Origin of the sequence: Paenibacillus sp. HWE-109 (genome assembly GCF_022163125.1) — a bacterium.
Lineage (GTDB): Bacteria > Bacillota > Bacilli > Paenibacillales > NBRC-103111 > Paenibacillus_E.
Genome location: NZ_CP091881.1, coordinates 4,429,858 through 4,444,704 on the forward strand (window position 1 = coordinate 4,429,858; position 14,847 = coordinate 4,444,704).

General features: G+C 45.0%; 13 protein-coding genes. 6 read left to right on the forward strand and 7 right to left on the reverse strand.

What is annotated here, in order from left to right:
- The first annotated feature begins 86 nt into the window (after positions 1 to 86).
- On the forward strand, positions 87 to 965 hold the full coding sequence (locus tag LOZ80_RS19105; protein ID WP_238172807.1) for a M15 family metallopeptidase: 879 nt from the start codon (positions 87 to 89) through the stop codon (positions 963 to 965).
- Positions 962 to 1,537: a VanZ family protein gene (locus tag LOZ80_RS19110; RefSeq protein ID WP_238172808.1), complete on the forward strand. Its 576-nt coding sequence runs from the start codon at positions 962 to 964 to the stop codon at positions 1,535 to 1,537. The genes LOZ80_RS19105 and LOZ80_RS19110 overlap by 4 nt, the downstream gene beginning before the upstream one ends.
- On the opposite strand, the gene LOZ80_RS19115 is transcribed toward LOZ80_RS19110, so the two are convergent.
- Positions 1,513 to 3,549 carry a Na+/H+ antiporter gene (locus LOZ80_RS19115; protein WP_238172809.1) on the reverse strand — a complete coding sequence of 679 codons (2,037 nt, stop codon included), beginning with the start codon at positions 3,547 to 3,549 and terminating at the stop codon, positions 1,513 to 1,515. The two genes, LOZ80_RS19110 and LOZ80_RS19115, sit on opposite strands and share 25 nt — an antisense overlap.
- Before the next feature lie 297 nt (positions 3,550 to 3,846).
- Between LOZ80_RS19115 and LOZ80_RS19120 the strand changes: the two genes are divergently transcribed.
- Both LOZ80_RS19120 and LOZ80_RS19125 read left to right on the forward strand, forming a co-directional pair.
- The gene (locus tag LOZ80_RS19120) at positions 3,847 to 4,278 is read left to right on the forward strand and encodes a helical membrane plugin domain-containing protein (RefSeq protein WP_238172810.1); all 432 of its coding nucleotides are present in this window, start codon (positions 3,847 to 3,849) and stop codon (positions 4,276 to 4,278) included.
- Positions 4,279 to 4,300: 22 nt separating this feature from the next.
- Entirely contained in the window at positions 4,301 to 5,482 is a 1,182-nt protein-coding gene (locus LOZ80_RS19125) for an NAD(P)/FAD-dependent oxidoreductase (RefSeq protein ID WP_238173041.1), read from the forward strand.
- 584 nt (positions 5,483 to 6,066) lie between these two features.
- Here LOZ80_RS19125 and LOZ80_RS19130 read toward each other — a convergent pair.
- The 3 genes from LOZ80_RS19130 to LOZ80_RS19140 all read right to left on the reverse strand — a co-directional run bounded on the left by LOZ80_RS19130 (position 6,067) and on the right by LOZ80_RS19140 (position 9,306).
- A complete protein-coding gene (locus LOZ80_RS19130) occupies positions 6,067 to 6,810 on the reverse strand; it encodes a WecB/TagA/CpsF family glycosyltransferase (RefSeq protein ID WP_238172811.1) in 744 nt (247 codons plus the stop codon).
- 96 nt (positions 6,811 to 6,906) lie between these two features.
- Entirely contained in the window at positions 6,907 to 8,115 is a 1,209-nt protein-coding gene (locus LOZ80_RS19135; protein WP_238172812.1) for an MFS transporter, read from the reverse strand.
- Positions 8,116 to 8,130: 15 nt separating this feature from the next.
- Complete coding sequence (locus LOZ80_RS19140; protein ID WP_238172813.1) at positions 8,131 to 9,306, reverse strand: serine hydrolase domain-containing protein; 1,176 nt, start codon at positions 9,304 to 9,306, stop codon at positions 8,131 to 8,133.
- Between the two features lie 171 nt (positions 9,307 to 9,477).
- Between LOZ80_RS19140 and LOZ80_RS19145 the strand changes: the two genes are divergently transcribed.
- On the forward strand, positions 9,478 to 9,936 hold the full coding sequence (locus tag LOZ80_RS19145; protein WP_238172814.1) for an Lrp/AsnC family transcriptional regulator: 459 nt from the start codon (positions 9,478 to 9,480) through the stop codon (positions 9,934 to 9,936).
- Positions 9,937 to 10,009: 73 nt separating this feature from the next.
- On the opposite strand, the gene LOZ80_RS19150 is transcribed toward LOZ80_RS19145, so the two are convergent.
- Together LOZ80_RS19150 and LOZ80_RS19155 are read right to left on the reverse strand one after the other, a co-directional pair.
- A complete protein-coding gene (locus LOZ80_RS19150; protein WP_238172815.1) occupies positions 10,010 to 11,428 on the reverse strand; it encodes a sensor histidine kinase in 1,419 nt (472 codons plus the stop codon).
- A 3-nt stretch (positions 11,429 to 11,431) separates the two neighbouring features.
- Positions 11,432 to 12,625, reverse strand: a complete 1,194-nt coding sequence (locus LOZ80_RS19155) for a beta-ketoacyl-[acyl-carrier-protein] synthase family protein (protein WP_238172816.1) — start codon at positions 12,623 to 12,625, stop codon at positions 11,432 to 11,434.
- A 343-nt stretch (positions 12,626 to 12,968) separates the two neighbouring features.
- On the opposite strand from LOZ80_RS19155, the gene LOZ80_RS19160 reads away from it, so the two are divergent.
- Positions 12,969 to 13,130 (forward strand): hypothetical protein, encoded by a 162-nt coding sequence (locus LOZ80_RS19160; RefSeq protein ID WP_238172817.1) that lies wholly within the window; start codon positions 12,969 to 12,971, stop codon positions 13,128 to 13,130.
- A gap of 72 nt (positions 13,131 to 13,202) precedes the next feature.
- On the opposite strand, the gene LOZ80_RS19165 is transcribed toward LOZ80_RS19160, so the two are convergent.
- A complete protein-coding gene (locus tag LOZ80_RS19165; protein WP_238172818.1) occupies positions 13,203 to 14,702 on the reverse strand; it encodes an MDR family MFS transporter in 1,500 nt (499 codons plus the stop codon).
- Between the last annotated feature and the right edge of the window lie 145 nt (positions 14,703 to 14,847).

Consider the following 14,847-nt stretch of genomic DNA (forward strand, 5'->3'; position numbering starts at 1 on the left):
AAGAAAAATTTTATTTTTGCCCCACTTCTTTCTTAAACTGTTTTCCTTATCCTGAATGCAAGCAAGGTGAAGGAGGAAACAACGAAATGAAGAAGTGGGTTTTTTGGCTTATTATTGTTCTATTGCTTGGTTTTGAAACCTTTCATCAACGACCAGATGCAGTTAACAATATCCCTATTGAAGAAGCAAATGTTCCGACGAATGAAGCGACTCCCCAAAAGGATGATCTACCGATAAAAGTGGGCAAAGACCAAATCTATCAAGGAGATCTGGTGTTGATTAATAAGGAGTATCCCGTACATCCCGCGGGGATGAAATCCGATGTGGTCAATTTATTTCAGCATAAAGAATTGATCAAAGGGTTCGGATTGCTGGATAGTTCGATTCGCTTGTCGCAGAATGTTGTACAAGCCTTTTCCACGATGCTCGCGGCGGCTGACAAAGATGGGATAAGCCATTTTATCATCAATAGCGGTTACCGTGACAATAAAGAACAGAGTCAGCTTTATAAAGAAATGGGGGCTGATTATGCACTTCCAGCGGGATACAGCGAACACAACCTTGGACTAGCGCTTGATATTGGTTCTACCCAGATGGAGATGAATCAAGCCCCTGAAGGGAAATGGTTGAAAAAAAATGCGGGCATCTATGGATTTATTTTGCGATATCCCAAAGATAAAACAGATATCACAGGCATTCAGTATGAACCATGGCACTTTCGTTATGTGGGTCTGCCGCACAGTATGATCATGCAGCAAAAGAATTTAACTTTGGAACAATATCTGGACTTCCTTAAGGAACAAAAGACGTATTCAACGAAGTTTTCCAGTAAGTCCTATACAATCTCTTATTATCCTATTTCCAAAAACACGACTATAGGAGTGCCGAAGAACCGTCATTATGAACTGTCAGGCAATAATATCGACGGTGTTATCGTTACGATTTTTGGCGAGGCAGCCAAATGAAACGCCCCCAATTAAAAGATGATGTTGTCGCGCCGGCGCTTTTCGCCTTATATCTTTATGCGGTTTTTAAAATTATTTTATTTAAATTCAATGCGATTGATTTCAACTTTTTATGGCATCAGCTTCAAAGGAATTTGGATGATCTTTCTTTTATCAAAGAGCGTTTGCAGAGAGCTAATTTCACTCCATTTGAATCTATATCGAGTAATGTGCAGATGGTCTCCAGCCATAACTTAATTAATTTGTATGGGAATATTGCCTTATTCATCCCTTATGGTATTTTCCTAGTTTACCTGGCCAAACAACGAAGAATTTCATTGCTTGGCGTGTTTATGCGAGCCTTGGCTCTAAGTTTGAGCTTGGAATGCTTGCAGGTTGTTTTCGCTATCGGAAGTTTTGACGTCGATGATCTTATTCTTAACGTATTTGGCAGCTTGATCGGCTGCTTCGCAGCCAGGTTATACCGCCTCTCGCCGCGGATCTCCAAATTAAAGAGCCCTCCTCCCCATGTTCGCAATGGTTCAGACGGCTCCTTGATTCAATCCGATCAACCTATTTCCTCAAGTTCATAGAGCGATGCTTCCCTGTTGCGGATCACTCGGCGAAGCAGGGCGGCCAAATCACGTGTGATATCTCCGCGCTCGAAGAATACCTGCACAGCATCGCGTTCCGCCTGAATCGCAATCCAGTGAAGCTCGCGCCGGCAGTCCTCGAAAGACCTGTCTTTGCGCCGCGACCCCATCGTGAATCTGCGCAGTCTATCGAGCATCTGCTGATAATAGTCCAACACGCCTTCGGTGGCTTCATCGCTTTGAATGGTGCAGCGTCTTGAGAACTCATCCACGACGGCTTGGCTGCACTGCATTTTGAGCGTGCGCAGCGCTGCCATGTCCGGCTCACTGAAACCAGTAGCTACACTTGGCTTGCGAATAATTAGCAGCATTTTCAGGCGCCGCCAGAGGGTCTTCATAATGGCTTTACCCAGATCCAGCTTGTTGGCCAAAATAAGTTCTACTTGCTCCAGCATTTGCAAATAATAATTCGCCTGATCACGACTCACCTGACCGCTCTCCACTTGATCGTTCACATATTTGCGTTCAATCCCTAGCGCCATGAGACGCATGCCTGCTTGTTCCTGCTGGTAACGCGGCAGGCGATTTACTTTGCTGTCCTTTTGACCGAGCTGCTGCATCATAATCTTGTAATCGCTGATCACCGTTGTAACCGCGAACTCATTCTTCTCATTGCTCGACTCCTGAAGAGCCTTCACAGCGGCAGCCATGACCTCGATCTGCCACTCTCGCTCGATACGTTCCTTCTCCGCATCATCAGCGGTACTTTTCTTCTTCGCCAGCAGCGGCAGCACGATGCTGGCTGTCAGCAAAGATAACAGAATGACGGATGATGCCAGGAATAGGATGAGATCTCTTTGCGGAAAGGGCTCGCCATTTTGCAGCAATAGCGGAATCGAAAAGGCACCTGCTAAGGTGACTGCGCCGCGTACGCCCGATATGGCGGTCAGCATCAGAATTCGCAGACTAGGCACTTCCTTGCTTTGGTTCCCAAACCAGCGCCCTCCTCTAGAGAATAGGAACGTCCAGCCAAACCGAAGAACCAATAACATCGCATAAATAAGAATGGCATAACCGATAACTCTGTAATTATTGAAAGTCGGGTCAATGAGGATTGTGTTGGATACGCCTGGGATCTGCAGCCCGAGCAGGACGAATACAAGACCATTCAGAACAAACAAAATGACCGACCATGTCGGATTGGAGACGTTTTTGAGATTGGGCATCGTAAATGCCATGCGTTCATTCTCGATGGCATGTACCAGTCCGCCTGCTACCGCGGCGAGAATTCCCGACACCCCTAGCTCCTCAGCAATCAAATAAAGCAGGAATGGCGTCAAAATTTGCAGCAGCATATGCATCGTTTCATCCTCAAGACCTGCCCGGCGCAGCAGCTGTCGCAGACCTATGATGAGGAATGCAACCAAGGCTCCTATAATCAAACCACCGATGGAAATAACGAAGAAGCTTAAGCTTGCCTTGGGAAAGGAAAAAACACCTGTGACCGCTGCCGCAATGGCGAACTTAAAGGCAACTAAACCCGAAGCATCGTTCATCAGAGCTTCCCCTTCGAGCAGCCGTTTCAAGCTGCGCGGCAAATGGATACGGCCAGCCAATGAACTGACAGCTACTGCATCCGTCGGAGACAGGATAGCCGCTAATCCGAAAGCGGCCGCGAGCGGGATCGAAGGTATCATCCAGTGGACACTGTACCCAACGACGAGCACAGTAATGAAAACCAAGCCCACAGCCAACAGCAATATAGGAGCTCGCAATCTCCACAATTCATCCCGCGGCGTATGTTTGCCATCATTGTACAGAAGCGGGGCAATGAATAAGATGAAAAACAATTCTGGCTCCAAATGCAAGTGAATACCGAGCGGTACCATCACCAGAGAGGCGCCTAGCGCAATTTGGATCAGTGGAATAGGTATGAATGGCACGAAGCGATGTACAACATTCGACACTCCGATTAGAACGAGCAGCATAAGAATAATAATAAATACTTCCAAATGGACTTCCCTCCTATTGATAACATCTCCTACTCGCTATCTTTTAACACCCTATTTACATCTCAGATTAGCGTACAAACAAATATTAGATTCATGTTCACGAATTTGCAATATTTTCTTTTTAATTTTTTTGTCAAAAGGTGTAGAATATCTAGATACGGTTTAAATCCAATTGTGTCGATGTTGATGAACATTTTACTATGTGAAAAATGTTACAACGATTGTAAAAGATCGTATCGGCTTTTACACATTGTGACAGTACCCGATTATTTTAACCCGCAAAGGAGGATTTTTCATATGTCACAGACATCTGCTGTTCAAGAAGTAGCAGCAACACTTGCTGCTGAACCAAAATCATTAGACGTACTCGACCAATTGCTAAAGCCTGAGGTGCAGCAATCTTTGACAGTGCTGGTTGATAACCTGCCCAAAATGGTAGAAATGATGACCGTGTTAACAAAAGCCTACGATTTCGCACAAAGCGTAGCTACTGACAAAGTATTGATCAATGATTTTGCTCAAGGTCTCGGTGAATTCATCAAACCTGTTCAGGACAAAGCGAAAGACATCGCATCGGCAGCGATTGAAGCTGGTGAACGTTCACAAGCTGAAGCAGGAACAACAATCGGTCTATTTGGTATGCTAAAAATGTTGAAAGATCCTGAAGTGCAGAAGACTCTTCGTTTTGCTCAAGCATTCTTGAACGTGCTCTCCGAACGCAAAAACTAATACGGGTAAGGGATGGATAATGATGGCTAAACAAATACTTATTCTTGGCGGCGGTTATGGCGGTCTGCTTACCGCTTTGACTGCACGTAAACATTTGACGGCTGGAGAAGCCAACATAACGATCATCAACCGTTATTCAACACACCAAATTATTACTGAATTGCACCGCTTGGCGGGTGGCACAATCAAAGAACAAGCGGTTGCTCTTCCTCTGCAAAAATTGCTGGGCGACAAAGATGTCAATGTTGTTGTCGACACAATTAAAGAAATCAAACCTAATGACAAACAAGTACTTACAAGCAGCGGCGCTGTTCACAAGTATGATACGCTCGTTGTTGCACTGGGCAGCGAAACCAACTACTTCGGTATCCCAGGTCTCGAAGAGAACAGCATGATCCTCAAATCCGCGGCAGATGCTAACCGCATTCGCGAGCATGTTGAAGCTCGTCTGGACGCTTACAAAGCTTCCGGCAACAAAGCAGATGCAACGATCGTTGTTGGCGGCGGCGGTCTAACAGGCGTTGAGCTTGTAGGCGAATTCGCTGATAAGCTTCCTGAAGTTTGCCGCAGCAAAGGCATCGATTTCAGCGATGTTTCCATCTACTGTGTAGAAGCTGGCCCTGCCATCCTTCCTGTATTCCCTCCAGTCTTGATTGAGCGCGCGGTAACTAGCCTTGAGAAGCGCGGTGTTACTTTCTTGACAGGCGTAGCGATTACAGAAGCTACCAAAACTACGGTTGCTCTGAAGAGCGGTCAAACCATCGAGTCCAACACGATCATTTGGACTGGCGGCGTGAAAGGCAATCACGTTGTAGGAAGCTGTGGCATCGCAGAAGATCGTGGCCGCGCGACGGTTACATCCACCCTGCAATCAACTTCCCATTCCGATATCTTCCTGGCAGGTGATTGCGCGGTTGTATTCCCTGAAGGCAGTGAAAGACCTTATCCGCCAACCGCACAATTGGCTTGGCAAATGGGTGAAACGATTGGCTACAACCTTGCAGTTCAAATTAAAGGCGGCGTCATGGACAAGTTCGTTCCTGTATTCTCCGGAACACTTGGCAGCTTAGGCCGTAAAGACGGCATCGGTACAATCGGCGGAAATAACACGAAGCTCAAAGGCTTACCGGCTTCGCTTATGAAAGAAGCAAGTAACGTTCGCTATTTGTCCCACATTCATGGTCTGTTCGCTTTAGCTTACTAGAACGAAGTATAAAGAAAAAGGTTAAAGAAAAACGGGTTCGCCGCCCTGATAGATCAGTCTCTTCTTTGCGGCAAAACCTTGTAAGGGAACTAAAGGACGCTAATTAGGCAAAAAGTAGAGATGCGTGGGTAATAGCGGAACTACAGGGTCTTATTTCCACGAAAAACGCTGAATTTGCCTTGAAACAGCAAAATAACGTACTGTAGTTCCCTCAACTTCCCGATACTGACACTTTTGGCTAGAATAGCGGACCGTAGTTCCCTTACGTCCGCGCGAGGCAGCTGGAGTAACTCCGCGTTCACTCCAAAACATATAAACTCTTATATTTTGAGAAAACCTCTATCGTGGCCATTCAAAGATGAGCGACCGCGTTTAGAGGTATGTTTTATCGCCAAAACAAAAGAGGCTGCTCCCTAGGTTTTCAACCTTCGGAGACAGCCTCTTTTGTTTTACAGCATTAGCGCCATTAAATCTTCATCTGCGTATTGCCCATTCGTGGTCAGCGAGCTCAAGCGTACTTCTTGGTACAACTTCGCATCGGATTCCTGCAATATTCGAATGATCATGCTTCACTCCTGAATCTTCTATTCGAGTTTCCGCTCTTTGAACAATAAGGCTCGCACTGCGAAGCGGGGCAGAATTAATTGTCTTCGCCATCTGGAAGGTTGATTGATTAATCGATACAGCCATTCTATGTTTAACTTCTGCCAAATAGCGGGTGCCCTTCTTACAGTCCCTGCAATGACATCCAGACTGCCCCCAACGCCCATAGCAACCTTAGCATTCAATGTGTTTTTATATTTGTGAATCCATAATTCAGCTTTCGGAGCTCCAAGCGCCACGACTAAAATATCTGGGCTTAGCGCCGCAATTTCAGCAAGAATGCGCGACTCCTCTTTTGCCTCAAAAAAGCCATGCTGCCTGCCCACAACGGATACGTTAGGGTATTTCTTGCTGATGACTTCCTTCGCCTTCTCACTCGTTCGCTCATCCGCGCCCAGCAGATAAACCGACCAATTCCTTTGGCTTCCCCGCTCCAATAAATGGATGAGAAGATCACACCCTGTTACCCGTTCAGGAAGCGGATTACCTTTCAATCGGGAGACCATGACAATCCCCGCACCATCCGCGGTTAAGTGACCTGCCTCGTCAATGACGGCTCGCAGACCTGTGTCATGCTGACAGGACATTGTGATTTCCGGATTAAGGGTTACCACATGGAAAAGCTCCTTTTGCTTCTCCGTAATGACTTGATCAATTAAATCGACGGTATGTTGCATTGTTATTTTGGGTACTGGAATTCCCATGATTTGCGAACTGCTTTGCATTGCATCCATCCTTAGCCTTTTAGACCATTTTAACATAATCCATGATCTCAAACTACGCAGCGCTCCCAAGTGATGTTTTCCAGTGTTATTTAGACGTTAATCGTTTTTTCGTGGAAATCCGTGATCTCTAGCGCGCAACGCTACTAGCAGCGCAAGGAGTAGTAGAATAAACAATACCCATGGGAAAGAACCGACGCCAAGTGTTTCGATAAGTATACCGCCTATCACTCCCCCACCGCCAATGGCAAGATTCCACGCTGTTACCAGCATAGACTGGGCCACATCTGCACTCTCGCCAGCAGCTTCGGCTACTGCTGTCTGCAGTAAAGTCGCTGCGCCCCCGAACGTCAGCCCCCAGACAGTAACCACGAGATAGATGACAAGTGGCTGACTGCTGCCAATAGCTAATAGGAAGGACGCCAAGGAAAAAGCCGCGAGGCTGATCAAAACCAATGACCGCAGGCTGCGGTCGATCCAAACCCCGATAACCCAAATACCCGCAAACGCTGTAACGCCAAAAATAAGCAAGATCAAATCCACACGTTGGTTAAGCCCAGCCTGGACAAGATACGGCGCAATATAGGTGTATAAGATGTTGTGTGCCAGCACCCAAGTCAGAACGACAAATAATACCGGTCGAACTCCTGGGATGACGAAAACCTTTCGGAGAGGGAGGCGTTTGTTTGCGGCCTCTCCGGGATAATCCGGCAGCTTCCACAGCACCCAGGCAATCAATAGAAGAGACAGCAGCGACATCAACCCTAAGACAGGGCGCCAGCCAATAACGGAACCAAGAAGTGTTCCAGCTGGAACACCTAGCGCCAAGGCTAGCGGCGTGCCGACCATTGCAAGTGCCATCGCTCGTCCTTTAAGCGACTCTGGTACCATACGCCGGGCATAGCCTGCTATCATCCCCCATAGAACACCAGCGGAGACGCCAGCGAAGAAACGGGCTGCGAGCGTCAGTGTATAGTTAGTAGAAAGTGTGGTGATCGTGTTGAATACGAGAAAACCAAGGATGCATATGAGAAGCAGCGGACGACGACGCCACCCGCGCGTCGCAGTGGTCAATGGAATTGCTGCCACTAGTGAACCAAGGGCATACAGGGTGACTAGTTGACCTGCAAGTGCCTCCGACACTCCAAGCCCTTCACCTATCTGGAGCAATAAGCCGGATGGAATCGTTTCGGTTAGAATACAGATAAACCCTGTCATTGCAAGGGCGAGCAACCCAGCCCATGGGAGTCGGCCAGATGAGCTGCTGTTGGAGAATCTCTGTGTGGCAGAAGCTGTATGTGAGCTCATTTCAGAAACACCTCTTTAGTTTTTTATCGTGTCATAAACAGCTTCACAAAGGTCAACAGTAAACTGACCTGACATTCCTTCCAGTGCCGTGTTGGTGAACGCCACTACGCTGAGCCGATGCTTAGGATCGACGAACCACGAATGGCCATAGGTCCCCCCCATGCGCCATGTACCCGGGGATTCCGGAGTGTCAGCAGTGACTGGATCCTTGAGCACCGTAATGCCTAGACCGAAACCTCGACCTGGCCAAAAGGCCATTGGCAGATCACCGATCTGGTTGGTTGCTAGTTCGCTAACCAGATACTCAGGCAGCAGAGGGGCTCCGCCCTTGCGCAATGTTTCCAACAGCTGCAAGAAGTCTCCGGCGCTGCCGACCATGCCCGCTCCACCAGAAGGATAGGCCGATCTGTCAAGTGCCCGGCCTGGGGCAAGCGTGAAGCCCGCCGTGTTCTCCAAGAAAGCCACTCTATCAGGATCATCTATAATCCGCGGCTCTGGCATATCATTGGTATACGCTTGGGTGAGCCGTTCTGGGGCGACTGCGAGAAAACTAGTGTCGCTCAAGCCAAGCGGCTTTGTCACCAGCGAATGTATTGCCTCGCTGAGCGATGTCTCTGTAACTTTGGCTATTACTGCTCCCAGCACATCTGTCGCAATGGAATATTTCCACTCGGTTCCTGGTGTATAGAGAAGCGGTACAGAGGCTATACGACGCAGGTTCTCGTCCAGGGTAACTTCGGAATTGTCCATTCCATCCGATATGCCAGCTCGCTCATATGAACCATTCTCTTCTTGAAAAAATCGGTAAGTCAGACCCGCGGTGTGCGTCATCAAGTGGCGAATTGTCATAATCGCAGATTCTCCGTTCGGCAAAAGTGGCTGAAACGCTGGAAGCCAACGATCAACGCGGTCGTCCAACTGTAAGCGACCTTGCGCAACTAGAACCAGTGCCGCCGTTGAAACGATAGGCTTCGTAACCGAAGCAAGTCGGAATAACGCATCTTCTTGCATGAGCCGGTTCATCTCTCGATCGGCATAACCAGCAGCTCGGCTATAAACCAGTACCCCGTCTAACGCTATTTGAATGACAGCGCCGACCAACCGCTTGTCAGCAAGCGTTCGATCGATTACCTCGTCAATGCGACCTGGTGGAAATTCTGAATTCATTCGGTTTGAATATAACTTACTCATATACTTCATCCTTTCGGGATAGTTAAAGTGTTAATCACTTTACTATTGTAAGTTTATTATATAAAATTAGTTATACTCCTTACATAAAGAAATAAATTGAAATATACGGTTTAACAATGAAAGACAAGGTAGTTTGCAAGGAAAACCTTAAATTTAAAGGAGTCGAATGCGATGGACCAGATTGACAAACAAATCCTTTTTCACCTTCAAAATCAAGCGAGAATTTCTATGACGGAACTAGGAAAGTGTGTTGCTTTATCACAACCCGCAGTAACAGAACGAGTTCGACGCATGGAGGAAAAAGGGATCATCAGCGAATACCGCACTATTGTCTCCCCTGAAAAAATAGGAAAACACGCTTCAGCCTATATACTTTTTCATTCAAGAAACTGTACTGCATTCCTTGAATTCTGCCGCTCGTCTCCCGATGTTGTCGAATGTTACCGGATTAGCGGGGAACACAACTACTTATTGAAAGTCATATCCGACTCTACGCGATCTCTTGAGGAATTCGGAAATCAATGTGATAAATACGGAACCTATACGATTCTAATCGTCATGTCGTCGCCTATCGATCATAAATTTGTTCTTCCTTCCCTAGAAGAAGCAAACCTAAACTTGCTGAGTTAGATAAACATAACAAAAAGGAATCCGGTGTCAAAACGGATTCCTAGCTCTTTACACCCTATTCAATTCGAGTTAACTATCTGGCTACATCCATGATTTGTTCGTAATCGATCAAAGGTATCGTAACTTTAATTTCAGTTCCCTCCTCATCACTCTTTACGATTTCAATATATCCGCCGTGAGAATTAAGAATACGCTGAGAAATGGATAGTCCCAAGCCCATACCTGCTTCTTTGGTTGTATGGAAGGGCGCAAATATTCGATCCCATTCATTCTTGGGAATTCCTGACCCCGTGTCCGTGAACACAATATTCATGGCATTATTGCTGGCATAAACAGTAATTTTGATTGTTTTCAGCTCTTTTTCATCCATTGCTTCTATGCTGTTGTTGATTAGATTAATGAAAACTTGTCTCATTTTATCTTTATCTATTTTCACAATCCGACTTTTTTGTTCATTCACTTCAATGAATACGTTCTTTTCTTTAATTCTAATAGACGTTAATACAAGCGATTCTTTAATAATTTCCATAACATCGGCATCTTCTGTATTAATTTTACCACTTTTAATGAATTGATTATAATTTTTGATGATACTATTCATATGGTTACCGGCTATTTTGATTTGACTAACCATTCCTTTGGCCTGTACGTCCAACTGCTCATTCCGTGACAAAAGCTCTGAATACCCTTTCATTATCGTCAAAGGATTACTGATCTCATGAATTAACCCCGAGGTCGTTATTTCAACTTGTTCTTCTTTTTCTTTCCTTTTTAATATTTGGGTCGTTTCTCTAATCATCTTGGTGCTCAAATGCACAAAAATAAAGAAGATAAAAATGGAGAAAATCATCACAGCAATTTGACTTGAATAAATAAATGTTCCTGCTTGTAGATTTAATACGCCAATCATATACGTCAATAGGAACGTTAGACTGAATAAAGTCAGGAAATTTTTCACATATTTATCCGTCACTTTTCTGCTCGAAATCAAGGTTAATAGAATACTTACAATCAGTAGTTTGATGTGGTTGACAAATAAGGAACTCAAGTCACCGTAAACCGGGTAGAGGACGGTAACCGTACTGCCAAAACCTTCAATATTCTTTAAGCCTAATAGACCATGATCGGTCCAATTAATCAAATAAATGATTAAAGACCAAGTTGCATAAGCGAATAGGGTATATTTATTGATAACCCAGTTCATCCATTTGGCTTCTTCTTTGCTCAGATATTTCAGTATGACATATCCCACATATAGAAAAGCCGGAGGAAGCATAATTGAACCTATTCGAAAAAGCTTAAAAAGAAAAAATATGATATCTTTATTCAGTATGTCGATACTATATAAAACACTGACATCCAACTGCCATAAACTCACAAAAATCATAAATACTAACATGGCGTTAGTTAATTTTGTTTTAAACAGCAATTTGCAGGACATTCCCAAGAACAGCGGTACCAAGGACATTGCTGCCATAAGGATAAAATTCATACCTTAACCTACTTTCGATACCACAATTGTATTATTATTTCCGCCGTATCCATGAGAAGTAATTGCGATATTTTGAACGTCACAAAATGTAGTCTCTTTGACAATGTTCAGGTGCTCATACCCGATGAAATCACTATTTGTAGTTGCAGGAATAAACTGATCTCTTAAACTTAGCAAAGATGAAATTAGCTGCACAACCCCTGAGACAGCGAAAGCATGACCGATCATCCCTTTTATTGATGTGATTGGTGTAGGAGTTCCCAGCTTTTTGAGATGATTTCTGGCTTCATTGGCATCTTGCAAATTCAGTCCCAGTGCTAAACTGTTTGTATAGGAAATGATTTTACTTCCCACTGCCTGATCCAAAGTTTGGTATAATCGCTCCCCATCTTCGTCCATTTGATGAATATTTACACCGTCATTATTCGCCGCTGCGCCTGTAATATAGCCATATTTGGTTTTGCTTTCTTGGTCTGCATGCTGCTCCGTTTCCAAAACAATAACTGCTGCCCCCTCTGAAATGACAAATGAATTACTATTTTTGGAAAATGGATTGCCTGTTTCTCCGATATTGGCATTGAATTTTATTGCTCGCTGCTTGGCAAAACTTGCAATGGCTGAATCACAAATAGGTGTTTCAGCTGCGCCGACAATGCATATATCCACAATACCATTTTCTAATAAAGTTTTCCCTAAAAATATCGCATCTGACCCCGATGCACAGCCGTTGGTTAATGTGAATACAAGATTGCCATCCCCCATGCCAAAATAATTGGCTATCCCGGAAGAAAGACTATGTATGTTGGTCATTCCTGCATTGAAAGCACTTATTTTATTGTATTGATTATTTCGATACAGATAAGAACCTTGCTCAACCTCAGGAAGACTCGCGGTCGAAGTCCCCATAATAACAGCTACTCTAGCTTTAGGACTTGCGATTCTTGCTTGTTCAACTGCCTCTTTGGTCGCAGCGATGCCAAGAAGCGCTGCTCTTGGATATCCTCGCAGTTTTTTTTCCTTGGCTTCTTCCAATTCATCTTCAATAATTCCACAAACCATACTTTCTTTTTTGGGGCCTATTCCAGTGACAATCGATTGTGTATTAGTACCATTTCTAAGCACTTTTTCGAATTGCTCAACGTTTTGGATTTTAGGTAGTTTAAGTCCAAAACCTGTAATTACTGTCTTGTTTTTCACAGTCCTTAGCCCCTTCATTTGCAATAAAATAGACCTACAACGGTTTATGGTTGTAAGCCCAGATCGTGTTAATTGGTCATATATGTATGTCTAACGCGTAACAGTTACCTGATAAATTCTCTAATAGAGAATTTAAATACGCGAGAATTATACCATATCTTCCATTCTTGTGGATATGGTATTTGTTGCTTATTGCAAAAGAATTTAATGTCATGAATGAAGTTGTCAAACTGTTCTGCCTAAGGGCATTTACGACGATCTATTGGTTAAAATTTATCTGAATAAAAAATTGGTGATGTGGAAAACTATTCCTTGTTGTTAGTTTACTAAAGGAGGTGTTCACATGCCTAATTCAGATCATCAGGCAACGAAGGCAGAAGTGCAATCTACGGAGTTAAACAAATTGCCTGTTCCAGGTCAAGAGGATACGGAGTTTTCCGCAGAAGAAGCGGCAGAGGCATTTCAAGAAAATCAATCCTCCAGCAGCAAATCTCAAGATCAATAATCAACTATGCTGGCAAAAAAAAGCCCGGTTCCCCATGAACCGGGCTTTTCCCATTTAATGAACAATATCTGATTAATGACCCACCATAATTGGGATTTCAGTACCTTCTGTGGACTCGCCCTCTGCTCTCTTAGGCTTGCGCAGCATAAGACCAAGCAAACCACCGACAACTGCGATGCCAAGCAGAATTAAGAATGTATACCCGAAGGAAGAAGCATACAAATCTAAATCAGGCTTTTGTTTGCCCGATTCCACCATAAGATTCTTCATCTTGGTTGTGAAGATCGTCATCAGAATAGCGATTGCGAAGGACATCATAACTTGCTGCGCGGCATTCGTGAGAGACGTTACACGCCCCACCAAATTCTGCGGCGCCGATTGAATCAAGTGGTTATTGAGCGGCATCATAAACAGTCCCATTCCAGCTCCTAACAAGGTAAGCGGCAGGATCACAGCACCTACGCCTGAATCGCCGGAAATATTCGACAGTAACAAGGCCGAAATCGTTGTTAGAGCCATCCCAGCCAAAACTAGCGGACGAGCGCCGAAACGATCGGACAATTTACCGCCAATTGGCATGAATAATCCGGAAGCCAGCGCTTGCGGAAGCATGATGAGTCCTGTTTTCAAAGGACTATAGCCATGCGCTTGTTGTAAATACAGCGGAACAAGGAACATGGTTCCGAACATCGCAATTTGAGAGATCCATTGCACGATGATCCCTTTGGTAAAATTCCCTGAGCGAAAAACGCGCAGCTCGAGAAGCGGATTCTCACGTCTCAATTCCACAATAACGAATAAAATAAGCGCCACAATTCCGATTCCTGAGCCGATCAGGGTGTCTGCATCCATCCAAGTGGATTTCCCCGTAATCGGGTCAATACCACCATTAGAAACGCCGTATACAAGCGCTGCAAAGGCGATTGGCCCCAGCAGCATGCCAAGTAAATCCAAGGATGCAACAGACTGCCGCTGGATGTTCGGCAAGGTACGAATGCCCAGGATAATACCGATGACACCAATAGGCAGGTTAATCAGGAAGATCCACTGCCAGCTGTGATATTCAACTAGCCAGCCTGCAACGACGGGTCCAAGAGCTGGTCCCAGCAAAATTGGAATCCCCATCATCCCCATAACGGCCCCAACTTTTCCTGGGGGCGACAGACGATAGATGAACGCCATAGCAATAGGTACAACAACACCGCCACCCAGACCCTGGATGATACGGTAAGTAATCAACATTTCAACTGTATTAGCCAGCGCGCATAAACCAGAACCGATCGTGAAAAGACCTACCGAGATCAAGAAAATTTTCTTGGCGCCAAATCTGTCGGAGAGCCATCCCGCCAAAGGAATAACCGCTGCTTGTGCCAGCGCATAGCCTATCACGGTCCATTGCACCAAGGACAAATTCAAAAGATTAAATTCTTCCTGCAGCTTAGGAAGAGCAACGTTTACCGCTGTCCCGTCCAAAATGACCATGAAAATCCCAACGACAATTGCGACCAGCGGCCCTAATATGCTGCGCATAGAAAATGGGGCGTCTGCTGCAATCGTTTTTTCTGATGACATCTAATTCCCTCCATCCGATTCGAGCATCCTCTGTTTATGGTGCTCTCTCTTATCTAACTTTTTTTACGGACAATTGTCCGTATTACAACACTGATGCTAACGAAATAATGATTATTTGTCAATAGAACGATACGGCTTCACACCC